The sequence below is a fragment of the Paraglaciecola aquimarina genome (assembly GCF_032464635.1).
Taxonomy (GTDB): domain Bacteria; phylum Pseudomonadota; class Gammaproteobacteria; order Enterobacterales; family Alteromonadaceae; genus Paraglaciecola; species Paraglaciecola aquimarina.
The window spans coordinates 1226581-1249059 of record NZ_JAWDIO010000002.1 but is presented as its reverse complement, the minus strand read 5'-3'; the positions used below and the strand labels follow the sequence as shown (position 1 = coordinate 1249059).

Annotated in this window: 18 protein-coding genes and 2 pseudogenes; 16 read left to right on the top strand and 4 right to left on the bottom strand. The window is 40.9% G+C overall.

From position 1 onward, the window contains the following. Window positions 1-4: 4 nt before the first annotated feature. The 9 genes and pseudogenes from RS130_RS06755 (at window position 5) to RS130_RS06715 (ending at window position 7761) form a co-directional block, all read left to right on the top strand. Window positions 5-238 carry a hypothetical protein gene (locus RS130_RS06755; RefSeq protein WP_316025324.1) on the top strand — a complete coding sequence of 78 codons (234 nt, stop codon included), beginning with the start codon at window positions 5-7 and terminating at the stop codon, window positions 236-238. Next, window positions 226-1455, top strand: a complete 1230-nt coding sequence (locus tag RS130_RS06750) for an energy transducer TonB (RefSeq protein WP_316025323.1) — start codon at window positions 226-228, stop codon at window positions 1453-1455. Before RS130_RS06755 ends, RS130_RS06750 begins: the two co-directional genes overlap by 13 nt. Before the next feature lie 55 nt (window positions 1456-1510). Further along, complete coding sequence (locus RS130_RS06745; RefSeq protein WP_316025322.1) at window positions 1511-2062, top strand: hypothetical protein; 552 nt, start codon at window positions 1511-1513, stop codon at window positions 2060-2062. Beyond that, window positions 2059-3300, top strand: a complete 1242-nt coding sequence (locus RS130_RS06740) for a hypothetical protein (RefSeq protein WP_316025321.1) — start codon at window positions 2059-2061, stop codon at window positions 3298-3300. The genes RS130_RS06745 and RS130_RS06740 overlap by 4 nt, the downstream gene beginning before the upstream one ends. Before the next feature lie 2 nt (window positions 3301-3302). Continuing rightward, a complete protein-coding gene (locus RS130_RS06735; RefSeq protein ID WP_316025320.1) occupies window positions 3303-3929 on the top strand; it encodes an alpha/beta hydrolase family protein in 627 nt (208 codons plus the stop codon). Between the two features lie 300 nt (window positions 3930-4229). Further along, window positions 4230-4928, top strand: a complete 699-nt coding sequence (locus RS130_RS06730; RefSeq protein ID WP_316025319.1) for a spondin domain-containing protein — start codon at window positions 4230-4232, stop codon at window positions 4926-4928. 21 nt (window positions 4929-4949) lie between these two features. After that, window positions 4950-5676, top strand: a pseudogene (locus RS130_RS06725) (spondin domain-containing protein). A gap of 92 nt (window positions 5677-5768) precedes the next feature. After that, window positions 5769-6488, top strand: coding sequence for a winged helix-turn-helix domain-containing protein (locus tag RS130_RS06720; RefSeq protein ID WP_316025318.1), 720 nt, complete (start codon window positions 5769-5771; stop codon window positions 6486-6488). Between the two features lie 83 nt (window positions 6489-6571). Further along, window positions 6572-7761 (top strand): IS3 family transposase gene (locus RS130_RS06715; protein ID WP_316025317.1). Its coding sequence is split into 2 segments (ribosomal slippage): window positions 6572-6839 and window positions 6839-7761, totalling 1191 coding nucleotides; the frame shifts between segments, so codons are not numbered across the junction. A 36-nt stretch (window positions 7762-7797) separates the two neighbouring features. Here the strand turns inward: RS130_RS06715 and RS130_RS06710 are convergent. The 3 genes from RS130_RS06710 to RS130_RS06700 form a co-directional block, all read right to left on the bottom strand. Beyond that, window positions 7798-8610 (bottom strand): alpha/beta hydrolase family protein, encoded by an 813-nt coding sequence (locus RS130_RS06710; RefSeq protein WP_316025316.1) that lies wholly within the window; start codon window positions 8608-8610, stop codon window positions 7798-7800. Between the two features lie 546 nt (window positions 8611-9156). Further along, window positions 9157-9648: a GGDEF domain-containing protein gene (locus tag RS130_RS06705; protein WP_316025315.1), complete on the bottom strand. Its 492-nt coding sequence runs from the start codon at window positions 9646-9648 to the stop codon at window positions 9157-9159. Beyond that, window positions 9617-10231, bottom strand: coding sequence for a hypothetical protein (locus RS130_RS06700; RefSeq protein ID WP_316025314.1), 615 nt, complete (start codon window positions 10229-10231; stop codon window positions 9617-9619). Before RS130_RS06700 ends, RS130_RS06705 begins: the two co-directional genes overlap by 32 nt. Before the next feature lie 128 nt (window positions 10232-10359). On the opposite strand from RS130_RS06700, the gene RS130_RS06695 reads away from it, so the two are divergent. The 3 genes and pseudogenes from RS130_RS06695 to RS130_RS06685 all read left to right on the top strand — a co-directional run bounded on the left by RS130_RS06695 (window position 10360) and on the right by RS130_RS06685 (window position 13326). Beyond that, window positions 10360-10545 (top strand): DUF2065 domain-containing protein, encoded by a 186-nt coding sequence (locus tag RS130_RS06695; protein WP_428982738.1) that lies wholly within the window; start codon window positions 10360-10362, stop codon window positions 10543-10545. Window positions 10546-10598: 53 nt separating this feature from the next. Beyond that, a complete protein-coding gene (locus RS130_RS06690) occupies window positions 10599-11891 on the top strand; it encodes a S41 family peptidase (protein WP_316025313.1) in 1293 nt (430 codons plus the stop codon). Between the two features lie 135 nt (window positions 11892-12026). Beyond that, window positions 12027-13326: pseudogene (locus tag RS130_RS06685) on the top strand (adenylosuccinate synthase). Window positions 13327-13459: 133 nt separating this feature from the next. Here RS130_RS06685 and RS130_RS06680 read toward each other — a convergent pair. After that, on the bottom strand, window positions 13460-15112 hold the full coding sequence (locus RS130_RS06680; protein WP_316025312.1) for a methyl-accepting chemotaxis protein: 1653 nt from the start codon (window positions 15110-15112) through the stop codon (window positions 13460-13462). A 431-nt stretch (window positions 15113-15543) separates the two neighbouring features. Between RS130_RS06680 and RS130_RS06675 the strand changes: the two genes are divergently transcribed. From RS130_RS06675 to RS130_RS06660, 4 genes are read left to right on the top strand one after another with little or no spacing between them, the layout of a single operon-like run. Further along, window positions 15544-19221 (top strand): DUF1592 domain-containing protein, encoded by a 3678-nt coding sequence (locus RS130_RS06675; RefSeq protein ID WP_316025311.1) that lies wholly within the window; start codon window positions 15544-15546, stop codon window positions 19219-19221. A gap of 12 nt (window positions 19222-19233) precedes the next feature. Continuing rightward, a complete protein-coding gene (locus tag RS130_RS06670; RefSeq protein WP_316025310.1) occupies window positions 19234-20601 on the top strand; it encodes a DUF1552 domain-containing protein in 1368 nt (455 codons plus the stop codon). 43 nt (window positions 20602-20644) lie between these two features. After that, window positions 20645-21967 (top strand): L-fucose:H+ symporter permease, encoded by a 1323-nt coding sequence (gene fucP, locus RS130_RS06665; RefSeq protein ID WP_316025309.1) that lies wholly within the window; start codon window positions 20645-20647, stop codon window positions 21965-21967. 40 nt (window positions 21968-22007) lie between these two features. Further along, window positions 22008-22472: a sigma-70 family RNA polymerase sigma factor gene (locus RS130_RS06660; RefSeq protein ID WP_316025308.1), complete on the top strand. Its 465-nt coding sequence runs from the start codon at window positions 22008-22010 to the stop codon at window positions 22470-22472. Window positions 22473-22479 lie beyond the last annotated feature (7 nt).

Below are 22479 nucleotides of genomic sequence, written 5' to 3'. Positions count from 1 at the left end.
GGCAATGGAAAGAGTTTTAGGTTTTTTATGTTGTTTGATGATATCAAATTTAACTTTAGCTGATATAAACAAAGCGAACCAAGCAATTATTGATGAAGACTACCAACAAGCTGAAGTTGAATTAATTGAATCGGCTAAAATAGGCAACCCCGAAGCGCAGCATAAGCTTGCGATTCTTTATTACCAAGGTCTAGCAGGAAAAGTTGATAAGTTTAGTGCAATAGGATGGTTTTTTTAGCCAATGAATATGAACATCCACATTCAATGCAGTTTGCTGGTGAAATTTACCAAAGTCTCAATCAAGAACAACAAAGTGAAGCCGCCGTCCTTGCTGAAGAACTCGCCAAAGAATATGGCAAGACTGCTTTAGCCAAACAATACTATCCTTATATTTCAGACCAAGTCATTGAATCCCAAGATTTTGACACTCCAGCCAAAATGTTAAAACGCGGCAAGTTAATTGTGTCTTCAGATCACCTTACCCGAGGAAGAAATCAATCGGCTGTGCATACTGCGGCGAGAAACTATGGAGTAGGCAACGGTGGAGCACTAAGCGCTCTAAAAGACTCTATCGTTAACCCCGAATCTGGCCGAGTCGAGGTGATTTATTCGGTGCGCAAAGACGGCCAAGTAGAAAACCCCGAAGTGATTTTTTCTTGGCCAAAAACACGATTCGATAAAGATTTTATCACCGCTGTTATCAACTCAAAACTAAAAGTAGCCAAGCGTGACGGTGAAAAAGTCGCGCAACATGGACTTTTCCAGCGTATCAATATTTTCTATGAAGGAGTTGGAAACTTAGAAAAAGGTTATCCACATATTCATAAAACATTATTGAGCTTAAAGAAAAGAGCCCATGAAAATCCAGCTATAAAGTACCAGTACGCAATGTTATCTCGAGCCTATGGTGAAGTCTTTGACGACACAGAATTAGAGGCCTTTGAACCATTATTGTTCAGTTCTGCTGAACAAGGTTACTCACCGGCTATGTACGACTATGGAATGTTTCAGCTATACCACAATGATGATATCGATAAAGCCATCTATTGGATCACCAAAGCAGCCAAAAATAGCTATATTGAAGCAGAATATAGATTAGGCAAGATACTCTATCACTCCCCTTCAGCATACTTACAAGAAGATCCAAACAAAGCTCGATTCTGGCTCGAAAAAGCGGCCAGTAAAAACCATGCAAAAGCCCAGCAAGCTTTAGTAGAGCTAAATTATAACATGGATACCTTTGACTCTAAATTTGCTCAACAATCCATAGACTGGTTAGAAAATATGGACAATGAAAACTTTATCGATCCAAACACCTATTTTTTACTCGCCCATGCCTATAAAACAGTGGGACAAACTTCTAAAGCTAAGAGAAATATAAAAGATGCCATCTGGTATGGAGAAAAAAACAATTGGGATGTTACCGAGTGGATTGATTATCAGAAAAGTATTTAGCCGTAAGATGACATATATAAATCGGACAATTTTACTTGTTTGTTTGCCGATTTGTGTGCTCACTCTGGCAACTGGATGCGCTCGCACCATAGTGCCTGTGATAGAGAGCAGCAAACAAAATAGTGCTGTTTTATCTGCAAATCAAGGTTACATACTGTTTGCGGTCCAGTCAGACTCGTATATTGAGAAAGTTAACATAGGTGGCCTCAGGCCTTTGGTTTATCGACCTAAATCTTCTGGGAAACTCGATACCTATATTTTGGCCGCCGTCCCGCCTGGTAATTATTACTTTTCTAGCGTCGAGACCGGTCGCGGAGAATTCGATTCAGATGACGAACACGACTGGGACTTTAAGATCAAAGCAAATGCCATCAATTATGTAGGCAACTTAGAATTACTATCAAGATATAAATGGTGTGAGTATTGTTTTCGCGTAGAACTATCCAATAAATCTTCCTTTGCCATAGAGTATCTTGAATCTGAACACCCTCAGTTATTAAACCAATATGATTTAGTGTACCAAGGCCCCGGCAGTGATAATTTTTTTGAGTATATTAAAGGTCAAATAAACACGCCCATGCAAACCCAATTAAGCGATGAAAGATGAAATATCTAGCAAAAATTGCCGCTCTTATATTTGTGATTGGTTGCCAATTAGGCCATGCCACTGAGCAATTAATCCCGCTAGATGACTTGATTAGCGACAACACTCTATCAGTAGCTAAAATTAACCAACAAGGAAATTTATTAATCACCGCAGGTTACACTGAAGGGCGATTATCCATTACCGCATTCGACATAGAAAACGAACATTTAGCCAATGTGTTTTTTGCCAAAGAAGACGATTGGTATCGGCTATCTAGCATTCAATGGATAGATGAAGACTCTTTTGTATATCGTACTTTTAGACAATCGCAAAAAAATACTAGTGTCAGTTGGTTGGTGAATATAACCGTAACCAACCAATCGCTCTCAGTTAAAACCTCTAGAATCAATGCTCGAGGGTATATTATCGATCCCTTGGTGGAGGAAAATGATTATGTTTGGTTTGCCTATTATCCTAGCAAAACAAAACCCAAGAAACTCAATATATATAAAGCCCATAGCAGTGCTTTGATCAGAGATAATTTTCGTGAGCAGCAAGAGTATAGCAACCGGATCAGTGAGGCAGAACACTACGCAACCGACGCGTCAGGCGCCATCAAGTTTGCTCGAGCATTTGATGAAGATAAGATCACAAGTACTTATTGGTATTTAGATGAAAATCAAGATTGGCAAGAGCTTTATCAGTTTGATCCGTACGAATATGAATTTGAGCCCATAGGTTTTTTACCAAATGGCAAATTAGCCGTCATTTCTAACCTAGAAACAGATGTAAAATCCTTAGTTGAATTCGACGTTAAAACTAAAACCTTTGCAAATATCCTCTATCAACATGCTCGCTATGATTTAGAGAGTGCTAAGCTCAACAAAACTAATCAACGTTTAGAAGCCATCGCATATTTTGACCAAGGAGAATGGAGAACAGAGTATTTTAACTCTGAGATGCAAGAGTTAGAGAAACGGCTTTCAAACACATTTGCTGACAAACAGTATAGTTTTTTATCTTCTTCCGAAGACGAATCTATTGTTGTGCTTAGAGTTTTTTCGAGCACTGAGAAAGGCCTATATTATCTATGGCACAAGAATAAAAACCAAATGCGCTTTATTGGCGAGCAAAACAGCAACTTAGTTAAATACACCTTTCAGCCGACCACCACTCTAGACATCACCAGTAAGTCAGGGCATAAGATTGAAACTTATTTCACCCGCCCCCCACACACAGTGCAAATAATGTATTACTAGTTATGCCCCATGGCGGTCCTATTGGACCAAGAGACATCAATAGCTTTAATAGCCAAGTGCAGTTTTTAACCAATAGAGGATACTCGGTATTACAAGTGAATTACCGAGGCTCTCGGGGTTTTGGTCGAGCTTTTAAGAATAGTGGCCGCGGCCAATGGGGTAGAAAAATTGAACAAGATATTTCGACCGCAGTTGAACAGGTAACCAAGCAAACATCTTTTAAGCATACATGCGCAATTGGTGCCAGCTATGGCGGTTATTCGAGTGTTATGCTCGCGATACTTCACCCTAAGCAATACGATTGTGTGGTCGCTCGTTTTGGAGTGTTTGATCTACCTTTAATATTTAATGATAGAAATACCAAGAAGAGTGATTACCTACAAAAAGTATGGTCAAAAGTAGTGGGCGAATATACCCCAAAATTAAAAGACTATTCACCAGTATACTTTGCAGACCTGCTTAAGGCCCCTATCTTAATTACTGCTGGTAGGTTAGATACCCGAGCTAGCTTTGAGCATAGCAATAGGCTCAAATATGTACTGGAAAAAACAAGCATGAAGTTGAGCACATTTATTATCGATACTCAGCCCATGGCCACACAAACACCTACAATACCAAGCATGAACTAGCCTATATTGATCAATTTATTCGCCGTAAATTGTCGATTGACCAACCCAAAAGTGAAAACGCCAAACAAATTCTGGCCAGTGAAAAAATATTAATCAGAGATGGGTTGCTAGACCCAGAGGTAGCCGGCACCGAGCCAAACCGGTTTGCAAAGTATTAGCCAATCAATATCACTTGCCGAGTGGCCTTCACAAGTATTTTAACATTATGATAATTTCGTTTTGAATTCGTGATACTTTCGGGATAATTTCCTAGCAAACTCTTTTCCTGCAACGACAACTTAACTTTTGCAAGGAAATACCATGAAACAACTTTCGAAAATATTCGCAGCCAGTGCACTAGCATTTGGCACTAGCCAGACTATGGCAGCCGACATCACAGTAGAAATCCAGAACCTAACACAAGGTTTGTATTTTACACCTATCGCAACTGTAGCTCACACAGCAGACACTAGCCTTTTTGAAGTGGGCGAAATGGCCTCAGCAGAAATTCAAGAAATGGCGGAAGGTGGCAGCTTAGCCGGTTTAACAACGGTAGCCACCTCTATTAACGCAGATATGTTAGCAGAAACAGCTGCTGGACCACTCGCTCCAACCGCTAAAGTATCAGGCTCATTCATGACGGCTGACACCAACACGACTTTATCGATTGTCGCTATGATTTTGCCATCAAACGATGGATTTATTGGTCTAGATAATTGGACCATTCCTACCGAAGCCGGCACGTACACAGTATATTTAAATGCTTATGATGCTGGTACCGAAGCCAATGACGAGTTAGTAGGTGGCGGAGCACCGGGAGTACCAGGTATGCCGGCTCCACCTTTTTTAACCTTAGGCACTGGCGGTAGCGGGGTCACCTCTACAGAATCAAATAGCATGATACACATCCACCCAGGTAATATTGGTGATGATTCTTTGACCGATGGTAAAAGTGACGTAACCAATACAGTGCACCGTTGGTTGAACCCTGTAGCTAAAGTAACAGTAACCGTTAACTAAGGAGACTGTGATGTTAACTACATTAAACAGAAAAAAATTAGCTTGGCTTTACTATTTGCCTTGCCAATCGCATTAACAGCTTGTGGCGATGATGAAGTAGAAGTCATTAAAGAAGTTGAAGTTATTGTAGAAGTTCCTGCACCTGTCCCAACACCTGTGGATGTGAGCTATGAAGTCACTATTACTAACTTAACTAACGGCCAACCCTTGTCACCTGCGGCAATAGTATTGCATGCTGACGGGCACCTATTCTCGGTAGGAGAAGTACCTTCTGTAGCACTAGAAAGAATGGCCGAAGGTGGTATGAATAGCGAATTGTTAGCGCTTGGTATGGCCGCTTCTTCAGGTGCTGGTCCCATAGGTCCATGGCAATAGTGAAACGATCAGTGTTACTATTCAAGATGTGACAGACGCGAAGCTCTCGATTGCCACAATGTTAGTCAATACTAATGACGCATTTACGGGACTGGATGCTTTTGATTTAAGTTACCTTGCTACTGGCGATAGCTGGACAACCACCTCGGGGGTTTATGACGCTGGTACCGAAGTCAATTCAGAAGCAGCAGGCACTATTCCTGACCCAGCCGATGGCGGTGAAGGCTTTAATGCAATGCGCAATGACACAGGTTATGTATCTATGCACCCTGGTGTTGTTAGTAATGATGATGGCTTACCAGACTCTGTGTTAACCGTACAGCATAAGTTTGACAACCCCGCTATTCGCATTATGGTTACTCGTACTGAATAATCTAGGCTAAATTAGGTTATGATGAGAACGCTCAGTCCGCTGGGCGTTTTTTGTTTTAAAGTTTTTAAGTAAGTTGAAGTGGAGTCTAGAGCATGACAGACAGCGTATTAATAGTAGAAGACGATAAAGATATTGCTGATCTCATTCGCGTTAATTTAGCTGAACTAGGGGTTGAAGTCAGCCATCAAGATCAAGGCAATAAAGCACTTAGTCTTGCAATAGAAAAAGAGTATTCATTACTGATTTTAGATGTGATGCTGCCTGGTATCAGTGGCTTAGACATTTGCCGACAAGTGCGAGAAAAAAAGCCCCATCAAGCAATTATTATGTTAACCGCCAAAAGTTCTGAAACCGATCGAGTCCTAGGCTTGGAATTAGGCGCAGACGACTACATGACCAAACCTTTTAGCGTTCGAGAGCTACAAGCTAGAGTACGTTCTCAGCTACGCAAAGTTGAAATGCTGCGCGCCGCAAATTCCGATGTAATGGCAGAAAACGACGCCCCACTCGTCATCGGCAACCTGAGTATCGATCAGAAAAACCATCAAGTCACCTTCAATCAACAAGTACTTGAACTCACTGCCACGGAATTTGAATTACTGCACCATTTAGCCAGCCACCCCAATCAAGTCTTTAGCCGCAGTCAATTATTAGAATCGGTATGGGGCTATCACCATAGTGGATACGAACACACAGTAAATTCACACATCAACCGGCTACGAGCCAAGATAGAAACCGATGCGACATCACCACAAATAGTACAAACTGTATGGGGAGTGGGATATAAATTCTCTCCACAGGGAGTGGAATAATACATAGTGGTGAAGTGGCATAGTTAATTTGGCCACCTAATAAGAGATGTTATGATCACTTCATAGCAGCATTAGGTAGCAAGATGAAAAAGAAAACACGTAAGACATTTAGCCCAGAATTTAGATTAGAAACTGCTCAATTAGTGGTTGATCGAAATTACACTCAAGAAGAGGCGGCAAAGGCCATGGGTGTAGGTAAATCTACCATCAGCAAATGGGTTAAGCAGCTAAATGAAGAGCGAGCAGGTAAAACACCTAAAGCCATGCCCATGACACCAGAGCAACTAGAAATACGTGAATTGAAAAAGCGTATTGAACGGATTGAATTAGAAAAGGAAATACTAAAAAAGGCTACGGCTCTGTTGATGTCCGACTCCCTGAACAACTCTCGTTAATCGAGAAACTCAATCAGAGCCAGCCTAAGCGTTACCCTGTTACGTTGTTATGTGAGGTGTTTGACGTACACCGCAGTACCTACAAATATTGGTTAGTGCGCGAAGATAACATTTGCCCAGAACAAGTACGTTTAATCAGTGAAATCAGGCTGGCGCATAATGAAAGTAATGGCTCAGCAGGCGCTAGAACCCTCGCTGATATTGTCACACAGCGAGGGACGCCTCTCAGCCGCTATCGAGCAGGCAGGCTTATGAAGCAACTTAATTTAGTCAGTTGTCAATTACCCAAACATGCTTATAAAAAAGGGACGAAAGAACATGTAGATATCCCCAATTTACTCGACAGACAATTTGCAGTAGTAGAGCCAAACAAAGTCTGGTGTGGTGATGTGACTTATATTTGGACAGGTAACCGATGGGCATACCTAGCTGTCGTTATAGACTTATTTGCCAGAAAGCCAATTGGCTGGGCAATGTCATTTTCGCCTAACACTGAATTGACGATGCAAGCATTAACGATGGCTTATGAGCGTAGAGGCAAGCCAAAAGGTGTTATGTTTCATAGTGACCAAGGCAGCCATTATACGAGCAGAAAGTTCAGACAATTGATTTGGCGTTACCAGCTAACCCAAAGCATGAGTCGAAGAGGAAACTGCTGGGATAATAGCCCAATGGAGCGGTTCTTTAGAAGTTTAAAAACCGAATGGGTTCCTACCAATGGCTATCGGAATTTCACCGAAGCTAAACAACACATAACGGATTATATTGTTGGCTATTACAGCCAGACTAGGTCACATCAGTACAATGCTGGTTTAAGCCCAAACGAGTCAGAAAGAAGGTACTGGCTTTACTATAAAACTGTGGCCAATATAACTTGACCACTTCAAATTAGGCATTTAGTACTCATGGGACAATCAGAGATATAAACTAAACCACTTAATCAATTCTTCATTAACATTGTGAATATTGTTTGAAAAAGAATGGTTCTCACCCGAGTAAAGAACAAGTTTATGGGGTATGCCGTTTTTAGACAGTGATTCAGCAAATTTTTTAGAATGATTAACTGATACTTTTTTGTCATGTGTGCCATGTAACAGGAGAATTGGAACCTCTTTAGAAAGTTTATCAACCCATTTTATTACAGACCTTTTAGCTAATTCTTGCTCTTTATTTTCCTTATAATTTGGTATTCTTTTTAAGTAAATCTTTTCCATAAAAGGTCTATATTCTAAGCCGGCTAACAAATCTGTGTTACCCGCGAGCGTTGCTATAGCTTTGACCTTTTTTAACTGCTTAACCGCCAAGTGAGTCTGCATACCCCCTCGGCTAGAGCCAAATATACCAAGTCGTTCTGAGTCAACTCCGTCTATTCCTGAGATCAAGTCAGTTAAAACAACCACATCTTGAACATCTTGCCCCCCAAATTCGTCGTGAACTTTGGTGTTTTTTACGCCTGTTCCCCGATACTGACTGCCTATTATCACGAAGCCTTCGTTGGCAATAGGAAATAAATTAAACATCATCATTGGAAATTTAATCATTCCGAAATTGCCATTCCCTCCTCTGTTGTATATCAACACAGGTAATTTTTTACCAGCAGCTTTTGGTTTAATTGCATAACCGTAGACAATTTCATTGTCTACTTTATATTTAAAAGTACTGCAAAATAAATTGCTTTTGTATAAATTAAAATCCGTTTCATTGAACATCTCATCAAAAGAGTGCATCCCATCTTTGCCTCTTTTTTCTCTACCAAATTACGCCAAGACTCAAAATCAGTAAAAATATGGCTAAAGCAACTCTGCTGATCCGTTACCATTTCACTACTAACTATGTTTGAGGCATGTGTAACAAACGAAGATGCGAGCAGAATAACTGCGAATTTGTAAAATCTCATTCGATTCCCTTTGAGAATGTCAACTAAACGTTTAAACACTTTAACAAGACACCCATCACTTTATCAAGACACCCATAAAAGTATGTATTATCAAGATTGTCATCAAATTTAGTTATGGGTGTCTTAATTGGAGTAGTTATGGGTGTCTTAATTGGAGTAAAAAATCTAGTGCCCCTGCTACCAAAAGTTTTGCAAGGGCACCCACCTTAACTAACAGAAGGTATCAATGACTCAGCCATGCTTTTGATTAATGTTATCAACTAAAGCCATAGGAATTTACTAAACACTAGGTTGGATCACTGAGCGCAAACGCAATACGAGCTAGACCCCTGCTAACACGACAACCGGAATGACGGCGGGGATAAACGTTAACTTTTCAATCATTGCCACTGCACAAACTGCCCTCTCCCTTGGAATTTGGCTTGGTACAGCGCTTTGTCAGCTTTAGACACCAAATTACTTTATTAGAATCTTTGTTTACCTTCTCTCGATAAAAGCCCACTGAGCAACTTATGAACTCTTGCCCCGCCACTTTACCGTGTGGAATTTTCTTATGTTGCCATGCCTGAATGATTTTGTTGGCTTTATCAATACACTGTTGTTCAGTTAAATTATTCACCACCACAGCATATTCTTCACCGCCATACCTGGCGACTATGTCGGAATCTCGAAGAAAAATAGCTTTCAACATATCCGCTTGCAACTTAATGATTTCATCGCCTTGTAAGTGACCATAACCATCGTTGTGAGCTTTGAAATTATCTAAATCGATTAAAAACACGCAAAGACTGTAGCCACTGCGTTTACTCAATTCTAGTAAATGGCTGAGCCGATTTTCATAGGTGCCTCGATTTAAAATATTGGTCAATTTGGCTTAAGTGGGCTAACTGGTTATTTACCTCAGCAAGTTTACTTAAGAAGCTTTCCAGTTGGTAACCCCCTATCAAACCTATTAGTAAACTAGAAAGAACAAAGCCAAAGTTCACGGTATTTCTATCGCCATAGATAGACTGAAACACCATTAAATAGGTAAAACCAATTAAGGTCACAACAACGAAAAATACCGCATAAGTGAATTTAATTCGAAAGACAAACAAGGCAAATAGACAATAAGCCACGGTGCCCTCATATGGAAACGTAAAACTCTGCAACTCCCAACATTGTAATATTATCCAATAATTCGCATAGATGATGACTAAGATTGTGCCGCAAACTACCTGCTGATGAATTTTCGAATAGAAAGGCGTAAAGGTTAAACCAATAAAGAGCGCACAAACAGGAGCTTGCATAAATAGCCTAGATTCTAAATACACTTGATGTAGTGAAACGGGCAATAATTGCAAATCAAAAAACATGAAGCTCAGTATAAGAACCGTGCCCGCTAGACCTAATAACCTAGTTTGTTTGATTTCCTTTTGCGAGAAAACTTGGTTTTGAATTAATTTTCCCATAAATTCCTACATATAAAATATCTATGAGTTGCCAAGTCTTGCAAATATTAATGCTTATCTGCGTGTAACACTTTCGGCTCAAATAAAGGTATATTAATTGTATTGTCGTTTATACGAGTAAAGCCAAATTGATTAATAGTATACTGATTGCACTCGCCATAGTGCTGATTATCGAAGGGATAGGTCCAATGTTGTTTGCTAATAAGTGGCAACGGTTTTTACTGCAAATTGCGCAACAGCCTGCCAACCAACTACGCAGTATGGGTGGGGTAATGGTAGTGATAGGTGTAACTAGTCTAATTTACTTACTTTAAACTATGATTTTGCTTACCAAGACAGAGACTTCGATGGCTAACAGAGAAATCTAATGTCAAACTTTCTTGCCCTACTAATCACCTTTTTTCTACTACTGTCTAGTTGCCATAGGACAATTAAAAGCCCAGCCCCCAAATATGCAGCTTTACCGCAGCTGTCAAAGAATTTAGCCGTGTGCGAAAGCGAAGAGCAACAAATTGAGGTGTATTGGGGATATGTAAAACAATGGTTTTATTGGCGTCACGCTTTACCAGACACCATGCCCGATGCAGATAATATTGAGTCCTTGATTGCGCAAATAAAAGACTACGCCCGCCAAGACAAATGGACCCAAGTGAATCCGCTCAGCCATTACCAACAATTAATCCAAGGACACTCTTACAAAAGTTTAGGTCTAAAAGTAGGGTTAAGTGAGGATAAAAGCGCTTTAGTGGTTTTAGATATTTTTAGTGATTCAGCAGCGAGATCTAGCAGCCGTGAAAGTATCGCAAGGGGTGACAACATCATTTTTGTAAATGATCGACAAATTGCCCACTGGTTAGCCACTGACAAGCAAGGGTTACAAGCGATTTTTTCTAGCTTGCCCGACACTACAAATGCGCAAGTTACATTGGAATGGTTAGATCAACAAGGCAATTTACATAGAGGGCAATTTACCCCATCAACCATTCGTCCTTCGAGCATTCGGGCCAGCCAGACCCTAACCTTAAACGATCAAACCGTTGGTTATTTGGCTTACGATAGTTTTGATTTACCAAGTATAACCGAGCTTAACAGGCTATTTGTGGCGTTTAAAAAGCAGCAAGTAAAAGAGCTTATTGTAGATTTACGCTATAATGGCGGCGGAACAGCTAGCGTCGCCAACCATCTGGCCAGTTTAATTGCTGGCAGCCAAGTTCAAGGTAAAGTATTCAACCGTAAAAGCCATAATCCATCGAAGGCCTATGGCGATATCAGCACAGAGTTTTTAACTCTCGCGAGCAATTCAACACTCAATCTAACTCGTTTATTTGTGCTCACCACTCAGCGCACAGCCTCAGCCAGTGAACTTTTGATCAACAGCCTTAAGCCATTCATTCAGGTTATCACCATTGGACAAACCACAGCTGGCAAACCTATAGGCATGCAAGTGAGTCAATTATGCCAGCAAGTATTTTTCACCAGTACTCATTTAAACGTCAATGCCGAAGGTCAAGGCCACTTTTTCAATGGAATACCCCCTACTTGTGAAGTACAAGATCAAGCTCAATATGCCTACGGCGATAAGGATGATCCCTTTGTCCAAAAGGTACAAAATTATATCAGCAATAACAGTTGTGATCGGCAGAATCAGTCTCAAGAATAGTCCACTTATATAATTCACTTCGTAATTCGTACCAAGGGCTTAATTAAATTGATTATAAGTTGCTCTATTTAGCTATTTAGATAGCCGTTATTTTTTGTTAGAATCCCCGCCTAATTTTCTGACTCCATTCTATTCATGGCTAAAAATGTTGTAGTACTCGGCACCCAATGGGGTGATGAGGGTAAAGGTAAGGTTGTTGATTTATTAACCGATCAGGCGACCTATGTTGTTCGTTATCAAGGCGGGCACAACGCTGGACATACTCTGGTAATCGACGGTGAAAAAACTGTCTTGCATCTAATTCCATCAGGAATTTTGCGTGAAAACGTGACCTGTGTAATTGGTAATGGTGTAGTACTAAGCCCAGAGGCATTACTAAAAGAAACAGCAATGCTAGAAGAGCGCGGCGTACCGGTAAAAGAACGCTTACGTATTAGTGAAGCCTGTCCACTTATTTTGCCTTACCATATTGAACTTGATATGGCTCGTGAAAAAGCCCTAGGTAACAAAGCAATTGGTACCACGGGTCGCGGCATTGGCCCTGCATACGAAGACAAAGTATCTCGTCGTGGATTGCGTGTAGGCGATTTATTCAATCCAGAAGACTTTGCAGTTAAGCTTAAAACCATCCTCGAATATCATAACTTTATGCTAACCAATTATTACAAAGTTGAGCCTGTTAGTTACGAGAAAGTATTAGCTGACGCTTTAGCGGTTGCCGATATTTTAAAAGCGATGGTTGTTGATGTAACCGACGTATTAGACAAAGCGCGTTTACGTGGTGATTGCATCATGTTTGAGGGTGCCCAAGGTACGTTGCTTGATATTGATCATGGTACTTACCCTTACGTCACGTCTTCAAACACGACCGTAGGCGGGGTGGCAACGGGTGCTGGATTCGGTCCGTTGAACCTAGATTATGTACTTGGTATTGTAAAAGCTTACACCACACGCGTAGGCTCAGGTCCTTTTCCCACAGAGCTTGGATGTGATGTAGGTCAACACCTAGGTGTGAAAGGTCATGAATTTGGTGCAACCACTGGCCGTAAACGTCGTACTGGTTGGTTTGACGCGGTGGCAATGAAACGCGCTGTACAAATTAATTCAATTACCGGTTTTTGTTTAACCAAATTAGACGTACTAGACGGCTTAGAAACCTTAAGTATATGTACGGGTTATAAAGATGCAGATGGCAATATTTCAGATGTGCCACCTATGGCAGCTGATGGCTACGAGCTAATCACGCCAGTCTATGAAAGCATGCCTTGATTGGAGTGAAAACTCTTTTGGTGTGACTGAATACGACAAGTTACCGCAAGCCGCTAAAAACTATATCAAGCGTCTGGAAGAATTAACTGGTGTGCCAATTGACATCATTTCTACTGGCCCTGATAGAAATGAGACCATCATTATACGTCATCCATTTGAAGTCTAACTCATTAGGCTTTAACTAAAAAAGGCTGCAGTGCGCAGCCTTTTTTGTCGGTGGTATAACTTCACGTGGATAAGCTAACGGTCAGAATGCAGCTTTATGTAAAACCGCTAAAAGCATTCTAAATGTTCACTTATCAATGGGAATTGGAATCAATTTTTCTAATTTTTAATTCTTTAGTGGAAATATCTATATGCTTATAGATACTAGCCAGTTCACTAGAAGCAGAATCCAAAACTAAGGCTTCCTGTTCAGATTGCGTGCATTGCTTTTCGATGGCTGCCAATGCTGAATCTATGGAATTGGTTTGCGCTAACTGTTGAGTCATCTCTGCTTCCACTACACCATGCAAATCGCTAATTTTATTTATCACTTGATATATTGAATTCACAAATTCTTGGGATTTTTCAGTTTGCGACAAACTTTCTTCGGCTTTGTCTTTACCCACAGACATAGCTTGTACCGCTGTATCAGCGGCGCTCTGCAATTTCTCAATGTTTTCTGATATCTGCTGAATAGATTGTTGAGTCTTGGTTGCTAAACTGCGCACTTCGTCAGCCACCACCGCAAACCCTCGGCCGGTTTCTCCGGCCCTAGCGGCCTCAATAGCTGCATTTAATGCCAATAAATTAGTTTGTTCTGCTATGCCGTTGATCACATTCACCACGTTGCCAATGTTATCTGTATTTACTTTTAACGTAGCGACAATACTCGATGCATCATTTACTGCATCCAGCATATTATGACTTGTTAGCACGTTATCTTTAAACATCATTTGCCCGCTATCTGCTAGCTCTGCGCACTCACTAACAAGGGTATTTGCATCTGAAATGGCTTGATTTACCGACTCATTCGAGTCAGATAAATTCTGCATATTTTCCGTCAACTTTGCGGTTTCGGCCGTTTGCCCTTGTACGCCGTTTTTCATCTTTTCAAATGCAATAGACAAACGTTCAATAATACTACCTAAGCCTTTAATATCAGTAAATATACCGGCAAAAACCTTACTTAGTCCCATTTGAATTAACATAAAATTCTTGGCCACTTGGCCTATTTCATCTTGGCTTGAACACTCTATATTTGCGGTTAAGTCCCCACTGGCAATCTTTTTTGATTCCTCCGTTACTCTTTTTAATGGTGATATGACATTCTTGTTAACAAACCAACTTACCGCAACAAGAACTAAAGCAATAACAACAAGTGTACTGATTTGGGTAAAGATTAAGCTTTCTTGTGTTTGTTGTTCCGACAACGCTTTAAGGTCACGAATATTCTTACTGACGGCTTCAACCGCTAAGGTCAGACTTTCGGTTGGTGCTCGGTCAATGCCTTTCACACTATTGTCGGCAATCGCTATATTTTTACCGGAGTTGATATAGTCGGCGTACCCTGTGCGATAAGCGCTTACCATGTTGGGGTAAACCTCAGCAAAGGTCTTGATATGAGTTCGTGCAGGATGATTCTGGTCAATTTTTTGCAGCATACTGCTGTATATGCTCTTAATTTTCTCAACTGATAAATTAAAGCGTCCCCAGTATTTTTCTAACTGCTTCGGATCTGAGCCTCTAATTAAAGTATTTTTCCACTCTTGAACCTGGGTTTTAAACTCAACATTTAACTCAGCAACTTGCAACATAGTGGTAGCTTCAACATTCACAATGTTACTGTAATCATTCATCACCTTATCCATTGAAGAAAACCCATGAAATACAGTAATAACAATCAATGACAAAGAGCATATGAGTAACAGCAACAACTTGTTTCTTACGTGAGTACGAAATGCATTCATCCAGAATTATCCTTAATATTTCAATTCAACAAAAACAGCAATATTTGATGGCATAACTGTTACAGCAATATGACATACAAGAGTAGTAAGCTTTCATCACCTACGCCATTACCTTTTAGCAAAGCCTGTGGCGCGATTCGCCGCCAACCAATAAAGCATGCTATAGCAACAAAATAAGGGCTAAGGTGAAAGCATTTTATCGACCATTTTTACCCATACTTTATGTCAAAAGCCCATTTTATCTGTTATTAGCAGCCTATAATCTACCTGTACACATCACCTAAAAGCGAATGTTTTCACTTTATTTGAAATAATTTTATACTTAAATGAAACAAACCATTAACACATGACAATTATAGGTAAGGTTGTAAAACGTAAGTCAGTGAAGCCACATACTTTGCTGAGTTATCGATGATAAATGTGGAGCTTAAGTGTCAAATACTAGAAATATAAAACCGTTCATATTCCTATTGATAATCGGGTTAGCGTTACTAACAGGTGCTTACTTCGCGCCAATCGATTCTGAAGCAGGTGATGGCATATTGCGCTTTTTCGGCCGTTTTCATGTGCTGTTACTGCACTTCCCGGTCACACTACTATTGCTTGCACCTATATTGTCTTTTGCCACTAAACTGAAACGTTTTGAACAACTCAGGCCTGCTATTCGACCTATCTGGTGGCTGGGTGCTTTAAGTGCTGTTGCGACAGTAAGTATGGGTTTACTGCTCGCGTCCAATGAAGGTTTTGCCTTTAATGAAGTACAGCAACATATGATTGCTGGTATCTGTGTTGCGCTATTAGCTTTATATTGCACAGGACTAATTACCTTTGGTTCAACTAGCTTTCTTGGCAAAGCGCATTACGCTACTGCCAGTGCGCTATTGACGGTCACCATATTTTTTGCCGCCCATGAAGGTGGGAATTTAGTACATGGTAATACTTACCTTACCCGTTACTCACCTGAACCCTTTCGCACTTGGTTAAGCCCTGCAGAACAAAAGCTAGATATGGCACAAGTAGACGATACCCATTACATCGAAACTGTGCGTCCTCTATTAGAAAGCTATTGTTTTGACTGCCATGGCCCCGACACTCAAAAAGCAAATGTTCGCTTGGACATTCTTAACCCCGATTTTATAAAAGGCTCCGACGCAGAGCATTGGCATGCAGCCCTAGACATGATCAACACGGCAGAGATGCCACCAAAGAAGAAAAAACAACCTAGTGCTGATGAACGCCGCATTATCGTAGACTGGATGACCCAAGGTATTCAGTTAGCCAAAGCAGCCAAAAAAGGCGAAAGCAAACAAGTACTACGCCGTTTAACCAAAGAACAATATACCAATACTCTCCAAGACCTATTAGGTATCGAGGTTAACTTTGGCCGCGAATTACCAGACGATCCATTGTCAGATATTGGCTTTAGCAATAGTGGTGAATTGTTACAAAGCTCAACCTTGCATTTAGAAACCTTTGAAAAAATAGCTCGCGATGCCTTAGATAAAGTCATTGTCGGAGCAGAGAAACCTAAAGTTCACCATTACCGCATGAGTTTTGGCCAGAACATTGGAGCTAATCAAAACAATACAGCATCACAAGGTTATATGGACGTTGTTGTGCCGGTTAATAATTTTTACGTTGAAATTCTAGATGAGCAAGGCAAGCCTACCGAAGACACTGACGGCATTAAGAAATATTTTAGCGCCAGTATGCGAGGCTCAGCAGAAAATCGCTTTTTAACGCAAGACCAAGGCATAGACTTATATTCAGCCCAGCCGCATCAAGAAGTGATTGAAGCAGGTAAGTACGGCACATGGAATGGCCCATCGCCTAACCTTGCCATGCAAATAAAAGATCAGTTCCCGAGCACAGGGGACTTTGTGGTCAGAGTAAAAGCGTCTGCTGCGAAAGGTTTTGATAAAGTTCAACCATCTGCAGCAACCTTGCATCAGCAAACACCACTGGTTACTCTTAACAAAAATGGCGAGCCTAACATAAACAAAAAACAACAAGTGCGACTAGATACATCTAGTGTGCTCGAGCAGAAAGGGCTTACACCAAGTGCTACCCATCCTAGATTTTTAGTTAAGAACGAAAAAGCCAACAATGTGATGGTGAAATCAAAGCTATCATTAATAAGTAGTAGTTATGGTTTTTACCAAATTGACTTGGTGCACCTTGGTATTCCAGCTGAACAAAAGGTTGATCTTGAGATCAAGGTAGATAACCTTCCTACTTTCACCACCAGCTTAACGCCATCATCTCATGACAAAGTAGGCGAGCCTGTCGTATCCAGTATCGCATCTGTCTATGTGGATAAGATTCCTCATAGAATTCAAATCAAAGGTGCCGACAATTTTCCTGGTTACAGTGACATAGTTGTTACCCAGCTAGACGAAAATCATATTGTAGCTAAAAATCACCCGGTCAAGTTTTTCAAAAACACGGTTAGCAATCAAACTCAAGGGGTACTACTACCGTATCTAGGCACCAGAACCGATGATGGCATGGATTATCGTAACTTTGCCAAAGGCGTAGAAGTTAAAGGCCAAGATCAGGTGTACACGTTCAAAGGTCGCCTTGAGAATCTACCTATCCCTACACACGGTACTATGGGTGACAACATTACAAGTAGTAGCTTAAAAGTAGGGGTTTGGAACGATGACAAGATTAAATCGAATGACCAACTTGGCTCAGCTATCAACGTTGAATACATAGAATTCGAAGCGCCCTATTTTGAACAGTGGCCTACGGCAACACATAAAAAGATATTTTTCGATACTGCCAAGAAAGACGAAAAATACGCTAAGGAAGTGATCACCCAATTTGCTGAACGGGCCTTTAGACGTCCAGTTAGTGAAGATGAAATTGCCCCATACATTGATTTATGGCAAGCATTAAAACCAGAATTTTCAAATTTTGAAGACGGGGTAAAAGAAGCATTAGTGGCCGTCTTATGCTCGCCGCGATTTTTATATTTAGTCGAACCACAAGCAGAACAACAATTAGCTCAAGAAAATGGCACTAACTCGCTGCTCGATAATATAGCTAGCCTATTCTCGGTAGACGAAGCTCACGCTAGCGAAAATACCAGCGGGTCTATTGATCAATTTTCATTAGCCAGTCGACTGTCCTATTTTTTATGGAATACCGCACCTGATGAAGAATTAATTGAACTAGCCAAAAAAGGCGAATTGACGAATCAAGTCCAACAGCAATTGTCGCGCATGATTGCCAATGATGAAAAGCTGCAGCACTTTATTGAAATATTTGCAAGCCAATGGTTACGCCTAGATAGACAACAAGGCCAAACGGTGGATGTTGCGACCTATCCTGACTACACACGTTTTGTAAAAAGTGACATGAAACTCGAAACAGAACAGTTTCTTCAACACTTGATTCAAAATGATAAAAATGTGTTGAATGTAATTGATTCAGACTTCGCTATGTTAAATCAAAATTTAGCGGAATTTTACGGAGTACCTAATGTAGTGGGCCCTGAATTTCGAGCAGTTAAACTCCCTGCAGATCAACCTCGTGGCGGTTTGCTATCACAAGGAGCGTTTTTAACCGGGCACGCCGACGGCGTGCATAGCCACCCAGTAAAACGTGCCGTGTGGGTAAAAGCCAAAATCCTAGGTGATGAACCACCGCCGCCACCGCCAAACGTGCCTGAATTAGATCCAGAAACTCCGGGCTTTGAAAAACTCACGCTCAAACAACAACTGGAGTTGCATCGAGACAAAGATTCTTGTCGTGACTGTCACGCCAAAATCGATCCATATGGCGTGGTATTCGAGCACTTTGACGCAGTAGGTCGTTACCGAGCTGATTACAAAGGTCTACCCATTGATGCCACCTCTATTTTACCAGATGGCACAGCTATCGATGGAATGCGCGAAATTAAACAATATTTACTTAAGGAAGAATCAGACAAGGTCGCTCTATCTGTGATTAAGCACCTTTTCTCTTACGCTCTCGGTAGAGAAGTAAGCTATCGAGATGACGCAGAACTAGAAGATATTTTGCAACAAGTCAAAGCCAATGATTACCGTATGCAAAGTTTGTTATTAGCTATTATCAATAGCCCATCATTTAACCAAATATAAGGATAAACAGAGATGAAAAATGTTAAACCTTTTCGACTTCAACGCCGCTCATTCCTGAAAGGACTAGGCGTAGCAGCCTGTTTACCCTATATGGAGTGTATGGCTGATGATAAAAAGAAGCTTGGCCAACGCAGTACGCCACCAAAGAGAATGGCTTATGCTTACACTCCCAATGGCGTAGGTGCTCCTGGCGAAGATTCCGCCTACAAAGAGTGGAACTGGTTTCCTAGTGGTGAAGGTAAAGACTACCAACTCACCAATACTCTACAACCTTTAGCTGAGTTCAGAGACGACATTTCAATTTTAGGGGGCTTAAGCCATCCTAAGTCCCGTAGCTTGTTGGGGCATATTGCTGGTGATACATTTTTGACCGGTGGTGACGTGCGCACCGACTATAACAATAGTGTGTCTGTTGACCAATTTGCTGCGCAAATTAAGAAACAAGCGACTCGTTATCCATCTTTGGTGTTGTCTGCAGATGGTGGTATTGGTTTTAAATCTAGAGCATCAACTTTATCCTTTGACCTGAGCGGCCAAGCTATCCCCTCGGAACACAACCACCGAAATATTTTCGAACGTTATTTTTCGTTGAATGGAAAAAGTGCCAGTGCCGAGCGCCGCAAGAGTCTTATTCGTCAGACCAAAATGGTTGATTTGATACTTGCAGACTCGAAACGCTTACAGAAACGACTGGGAGTGAATGACAAACACAAATTAGATGAGCACTTATCTTCTTTGAATAGTTTAGAAGAGCAAATAAAACGTAATGAAGCGTGGCTAGATATCCCGCTTAAATCCGTTAACACTGATCATCTGGACTTGATGGTAGATGCCAAAGTCGACCCACAAGCTTATATTCGTAGCATGTATGACTTAATGGTATTGGCTTTCCAATTAGATTTAACCGAAGTGATTTCATTTATGGTTTCTCGTGAAGATGGCATGGGTGTGGGCGATGCCTACCCAATTTTAGGGCTAGGTTTGAAAAAAGGTCATCATGCCATTAGCCATGATAAGGCCGATGGCCACTGGCAAGAATGGGGACAATATGATCAATGGTTAGTCAGTCATTTTGCCTACTTTGTGGAGCGCATGAAAAATACCGAAGATGAATTTGGCTCTCTATTAGACAACACTCAAATAATGTACGGCAGTGCATGCAGCACTACCCATAATGCCCGAAACTGTCCTATCATTCTTGCCGGTGGCAAAAACATGGGACTTAAGCATGGTAGTTACACTAAATTCAGTGAAAGTGTTCCTCTCAGTAATTTGTATGTCAATCAATTACGTGCAGCCGGAATATTAACCGATACATTTTCAGACAGTACCGATAAGATGACTGGCATGGAAAATATCTTTAGTGGTATTACTGCGTAATATCATTACAAACGAAAAACATAATAATAACTAAGGAAATAAAATGTCTATAGAGTCACAGGTCATGTCTAATGAAGTAGCAACTGAAGATACGGGCAGCTCAACCCCAATTATTCAGAAAGGCTTACTTTTACCCTTCATTTTAATTACCGCTTGTTTTGCCCTTTGGGGTGCGGCCAATAACATGACAGATTTGCTGGTACCTGCTTTTCAAAAAGTTTTGAGCATGAGTCAACTTCAGTCATCGTTTATCCAATCAGCATTTTATGGCGCTTATTTTGTGATGGCATTGCCAGCCGCATTTTTAATTCAAAAGTATAGTTACAAAAATGGCGTTCTAATTGGCTTAACCGTCTACGCTGCCGGTGCTATCTTATGTTATCCCGCTAGCCAAGCCATGAGTTTCGAGTTTTTCTTACTGGCGTTTTATGTATTTGCTTCAGGTTGTGCCATTTTAGAAACGGTTGCGGCACCGTATATCATGTCTATGGGTCCTGAAGCTACCGGCACCCAACGTATTAACCTAGCACAAGCATTTAATCCAATTGGCGTGTTAATGGGCGTATTTTTAGGTAAGGAGGTCATTTTAAAAGGGTTGAATTCAGCCACCGAAACCGAACGTGCTGGGATGTCTACCGACCAACTATTAATGATTCAATCCCAAGAACTATCAAATGTGGTCACTGCTTATTTAATTGTCGCGGTTGTCGCCTTTTTATTGGCCGCAATAATCTTTATCACTCGCTTCCCGGCTGGCAAGTCAAGCGACAAATTTGGCGAATTAAAACAGTCTTTTAATCGCTTAAAACAAAACAAAAAGTGGAAATTTGCCATAGTCGCACAATTTTTCTATGTCGGTTGCCAAATTGGCGTATGGACATATGCCATCAAATACATCATGGATAATCACGCTGGAATATCTACCGAAGCCGAAGCCGGCGAATACGTCTTCTATGGATTGTGTGTATACGCAGCCTTTCGCTTTATTTGTACCGGCTTAATGAGTTTGATTTGTCCGAGCAAATTACTTTCTATTATGGCGATACTCGCTATGGCATTGATTGCTACAGCCATATTTGTTGGTGGTGAAGTCGGTGTTTATGCATTGTTGGCTTGTTTCTCTTGTATGTCGTTAATGTTTCCAACCATTTATGGCTTGGGTTTAACCGGCGTCGGCGAAGATAGAAAATTAGGTGGTTCATTTATCATCATGGCTATTTTAGGTGGCGCAATTTTAGTACCTTTCCAAGGCTGGTTAATTGATGTAACCGATAGTGTAAACACCAGCTACATCATGCCTTTAGTTTGTTTTACTGTAGTACTTATCTTTAGTATTTTTGCTCGAAAACAAGACGGTAACCAATAAATGAGCGGTATCGGTTTATTCATCACCAAGTCATTTGTTTATGAGTAAGCAAAGTACACTTTTTGCTGCTTTCATTCGTCAGTATCAAGGGCGTTTACGTTCTTTTATACGGGGAATGGGAGTGGCTGTACATGCAGTAGACGACATTGCTCAAGAGACATTTTTGACCGCCTATAAAAAACTAGACGAGTTTGACCAAGAGAAAGATTTTGGCAACTGGCTTTATGGCATCGCCCGCAATATTCTGCGTAACGAATTACGCAAAAACGCCCGACAAAACAGGATCATGGACGAGAAACTTAGTCACTTTTTGTTAGATGAATACGCGCTAGACTACGAGCCGTCAGACCAAAAAGGTGATGAAGTAGTCGCGCTACAGGAATGTATTCAGCAACTACCTGAAAAAGTAAAACGTTACTTAATAAAAAATACTCAGAAGAGTGGAAAACTCCATCATTGTCAGAACATTTCAGTATGTCCGATACAGCCATTCGTTTGGCCTTGATGCGTAT

Bases quoted from the DNA above. Each gene is read 5' to 3' on its own strand.
- RS130_RS06755 (WP_316025324.1), top strand. From the start codon at position 5: ATGGAAAGAGTTTTAGGTTTTTTATGTTGTTTGATGATATCAAATTTA.
- RS130_RS06750 (WP_316025323.1), top strand. From the start codon at position 226: ATGGTTTTTTTAGCCAATGAATATGAACATCCACATTCAATGCAGTTT.
- RS130_RS06740 (WP_316025321.1), top strand. From the start codon at position 2,059: ATGAAATATCTAGCAAAAATTGCCGCTCTTATATTTGTGATTGGTTGC.
- RS130_RS06735 (WP_316025320.1), top strand. From the start codon at position 3,303: ATGCCCCATGGCGGTCCTATTGGACCAAGAGACATCAATAGCTTTAAT.
- RS130_RS06730 (WP_316025319.1), top strand. From the start codon at position 4,230: ATGAAACAACTTTCGAAAATATTCGCAGCCAGTGCACTAGCATTTGGC.
- RS130_RS06720 (WP_316025318.1), top strand. From the start codon at position 5,769: ATGACAGACAGCGTATTAATAGTAGAAGACGATAAAGATATTGCTGAT.
- RS130_RS06710 (WP_316025316.1), bottom strand. From the start codon at position 8,610: ATGCACTCTTTTGATGAGATGTTCAATGAAACGGATTTTAATTTATAC.
- RS130_RS06700 (WP_316025314.1), bottom strand. From the start codon at position 10,231: ATGGGAAAATTAATTCAAAACCAAGTTTTCTCGCAAAAGGAAATCAAA.
- RS130_RS06690 (WP_316025313.1), top strand. From the start codon at position 10,599: ATGTCAAACTTTCTTGCCCTACTAATCACCTTTTTTCTACTACTGTCT.
- RS130_RS06680 (WP_316025312.1), bottom strand. From the start codon at position 15,112: ATGAATGCATTTCGTACTCACGTAAGAAACAAGTTGTTGCTGTTACTC.
- RS130_RS06670 (WP_316025310.1), top strand. From the start codon at position 19,234: ATGAAAAATGTTAAACCTTTTCGACTTCAACGCCGCTCATTCCTGAAA.
- fucP (WP_316025309.1), top strand. From the start codon at position 20,645: ATGTCTATAGAGTCACAGGTCATGTCTAATGAAGTAGCAACTGAAGAT.
- RS130_RS06660 (WP_316025308.1), top strand. From the start codon at position 22,008: ATGAGTAAGCAAAGTACACTTTTTGCTGCTTTCATTCGTCAGTATCAA.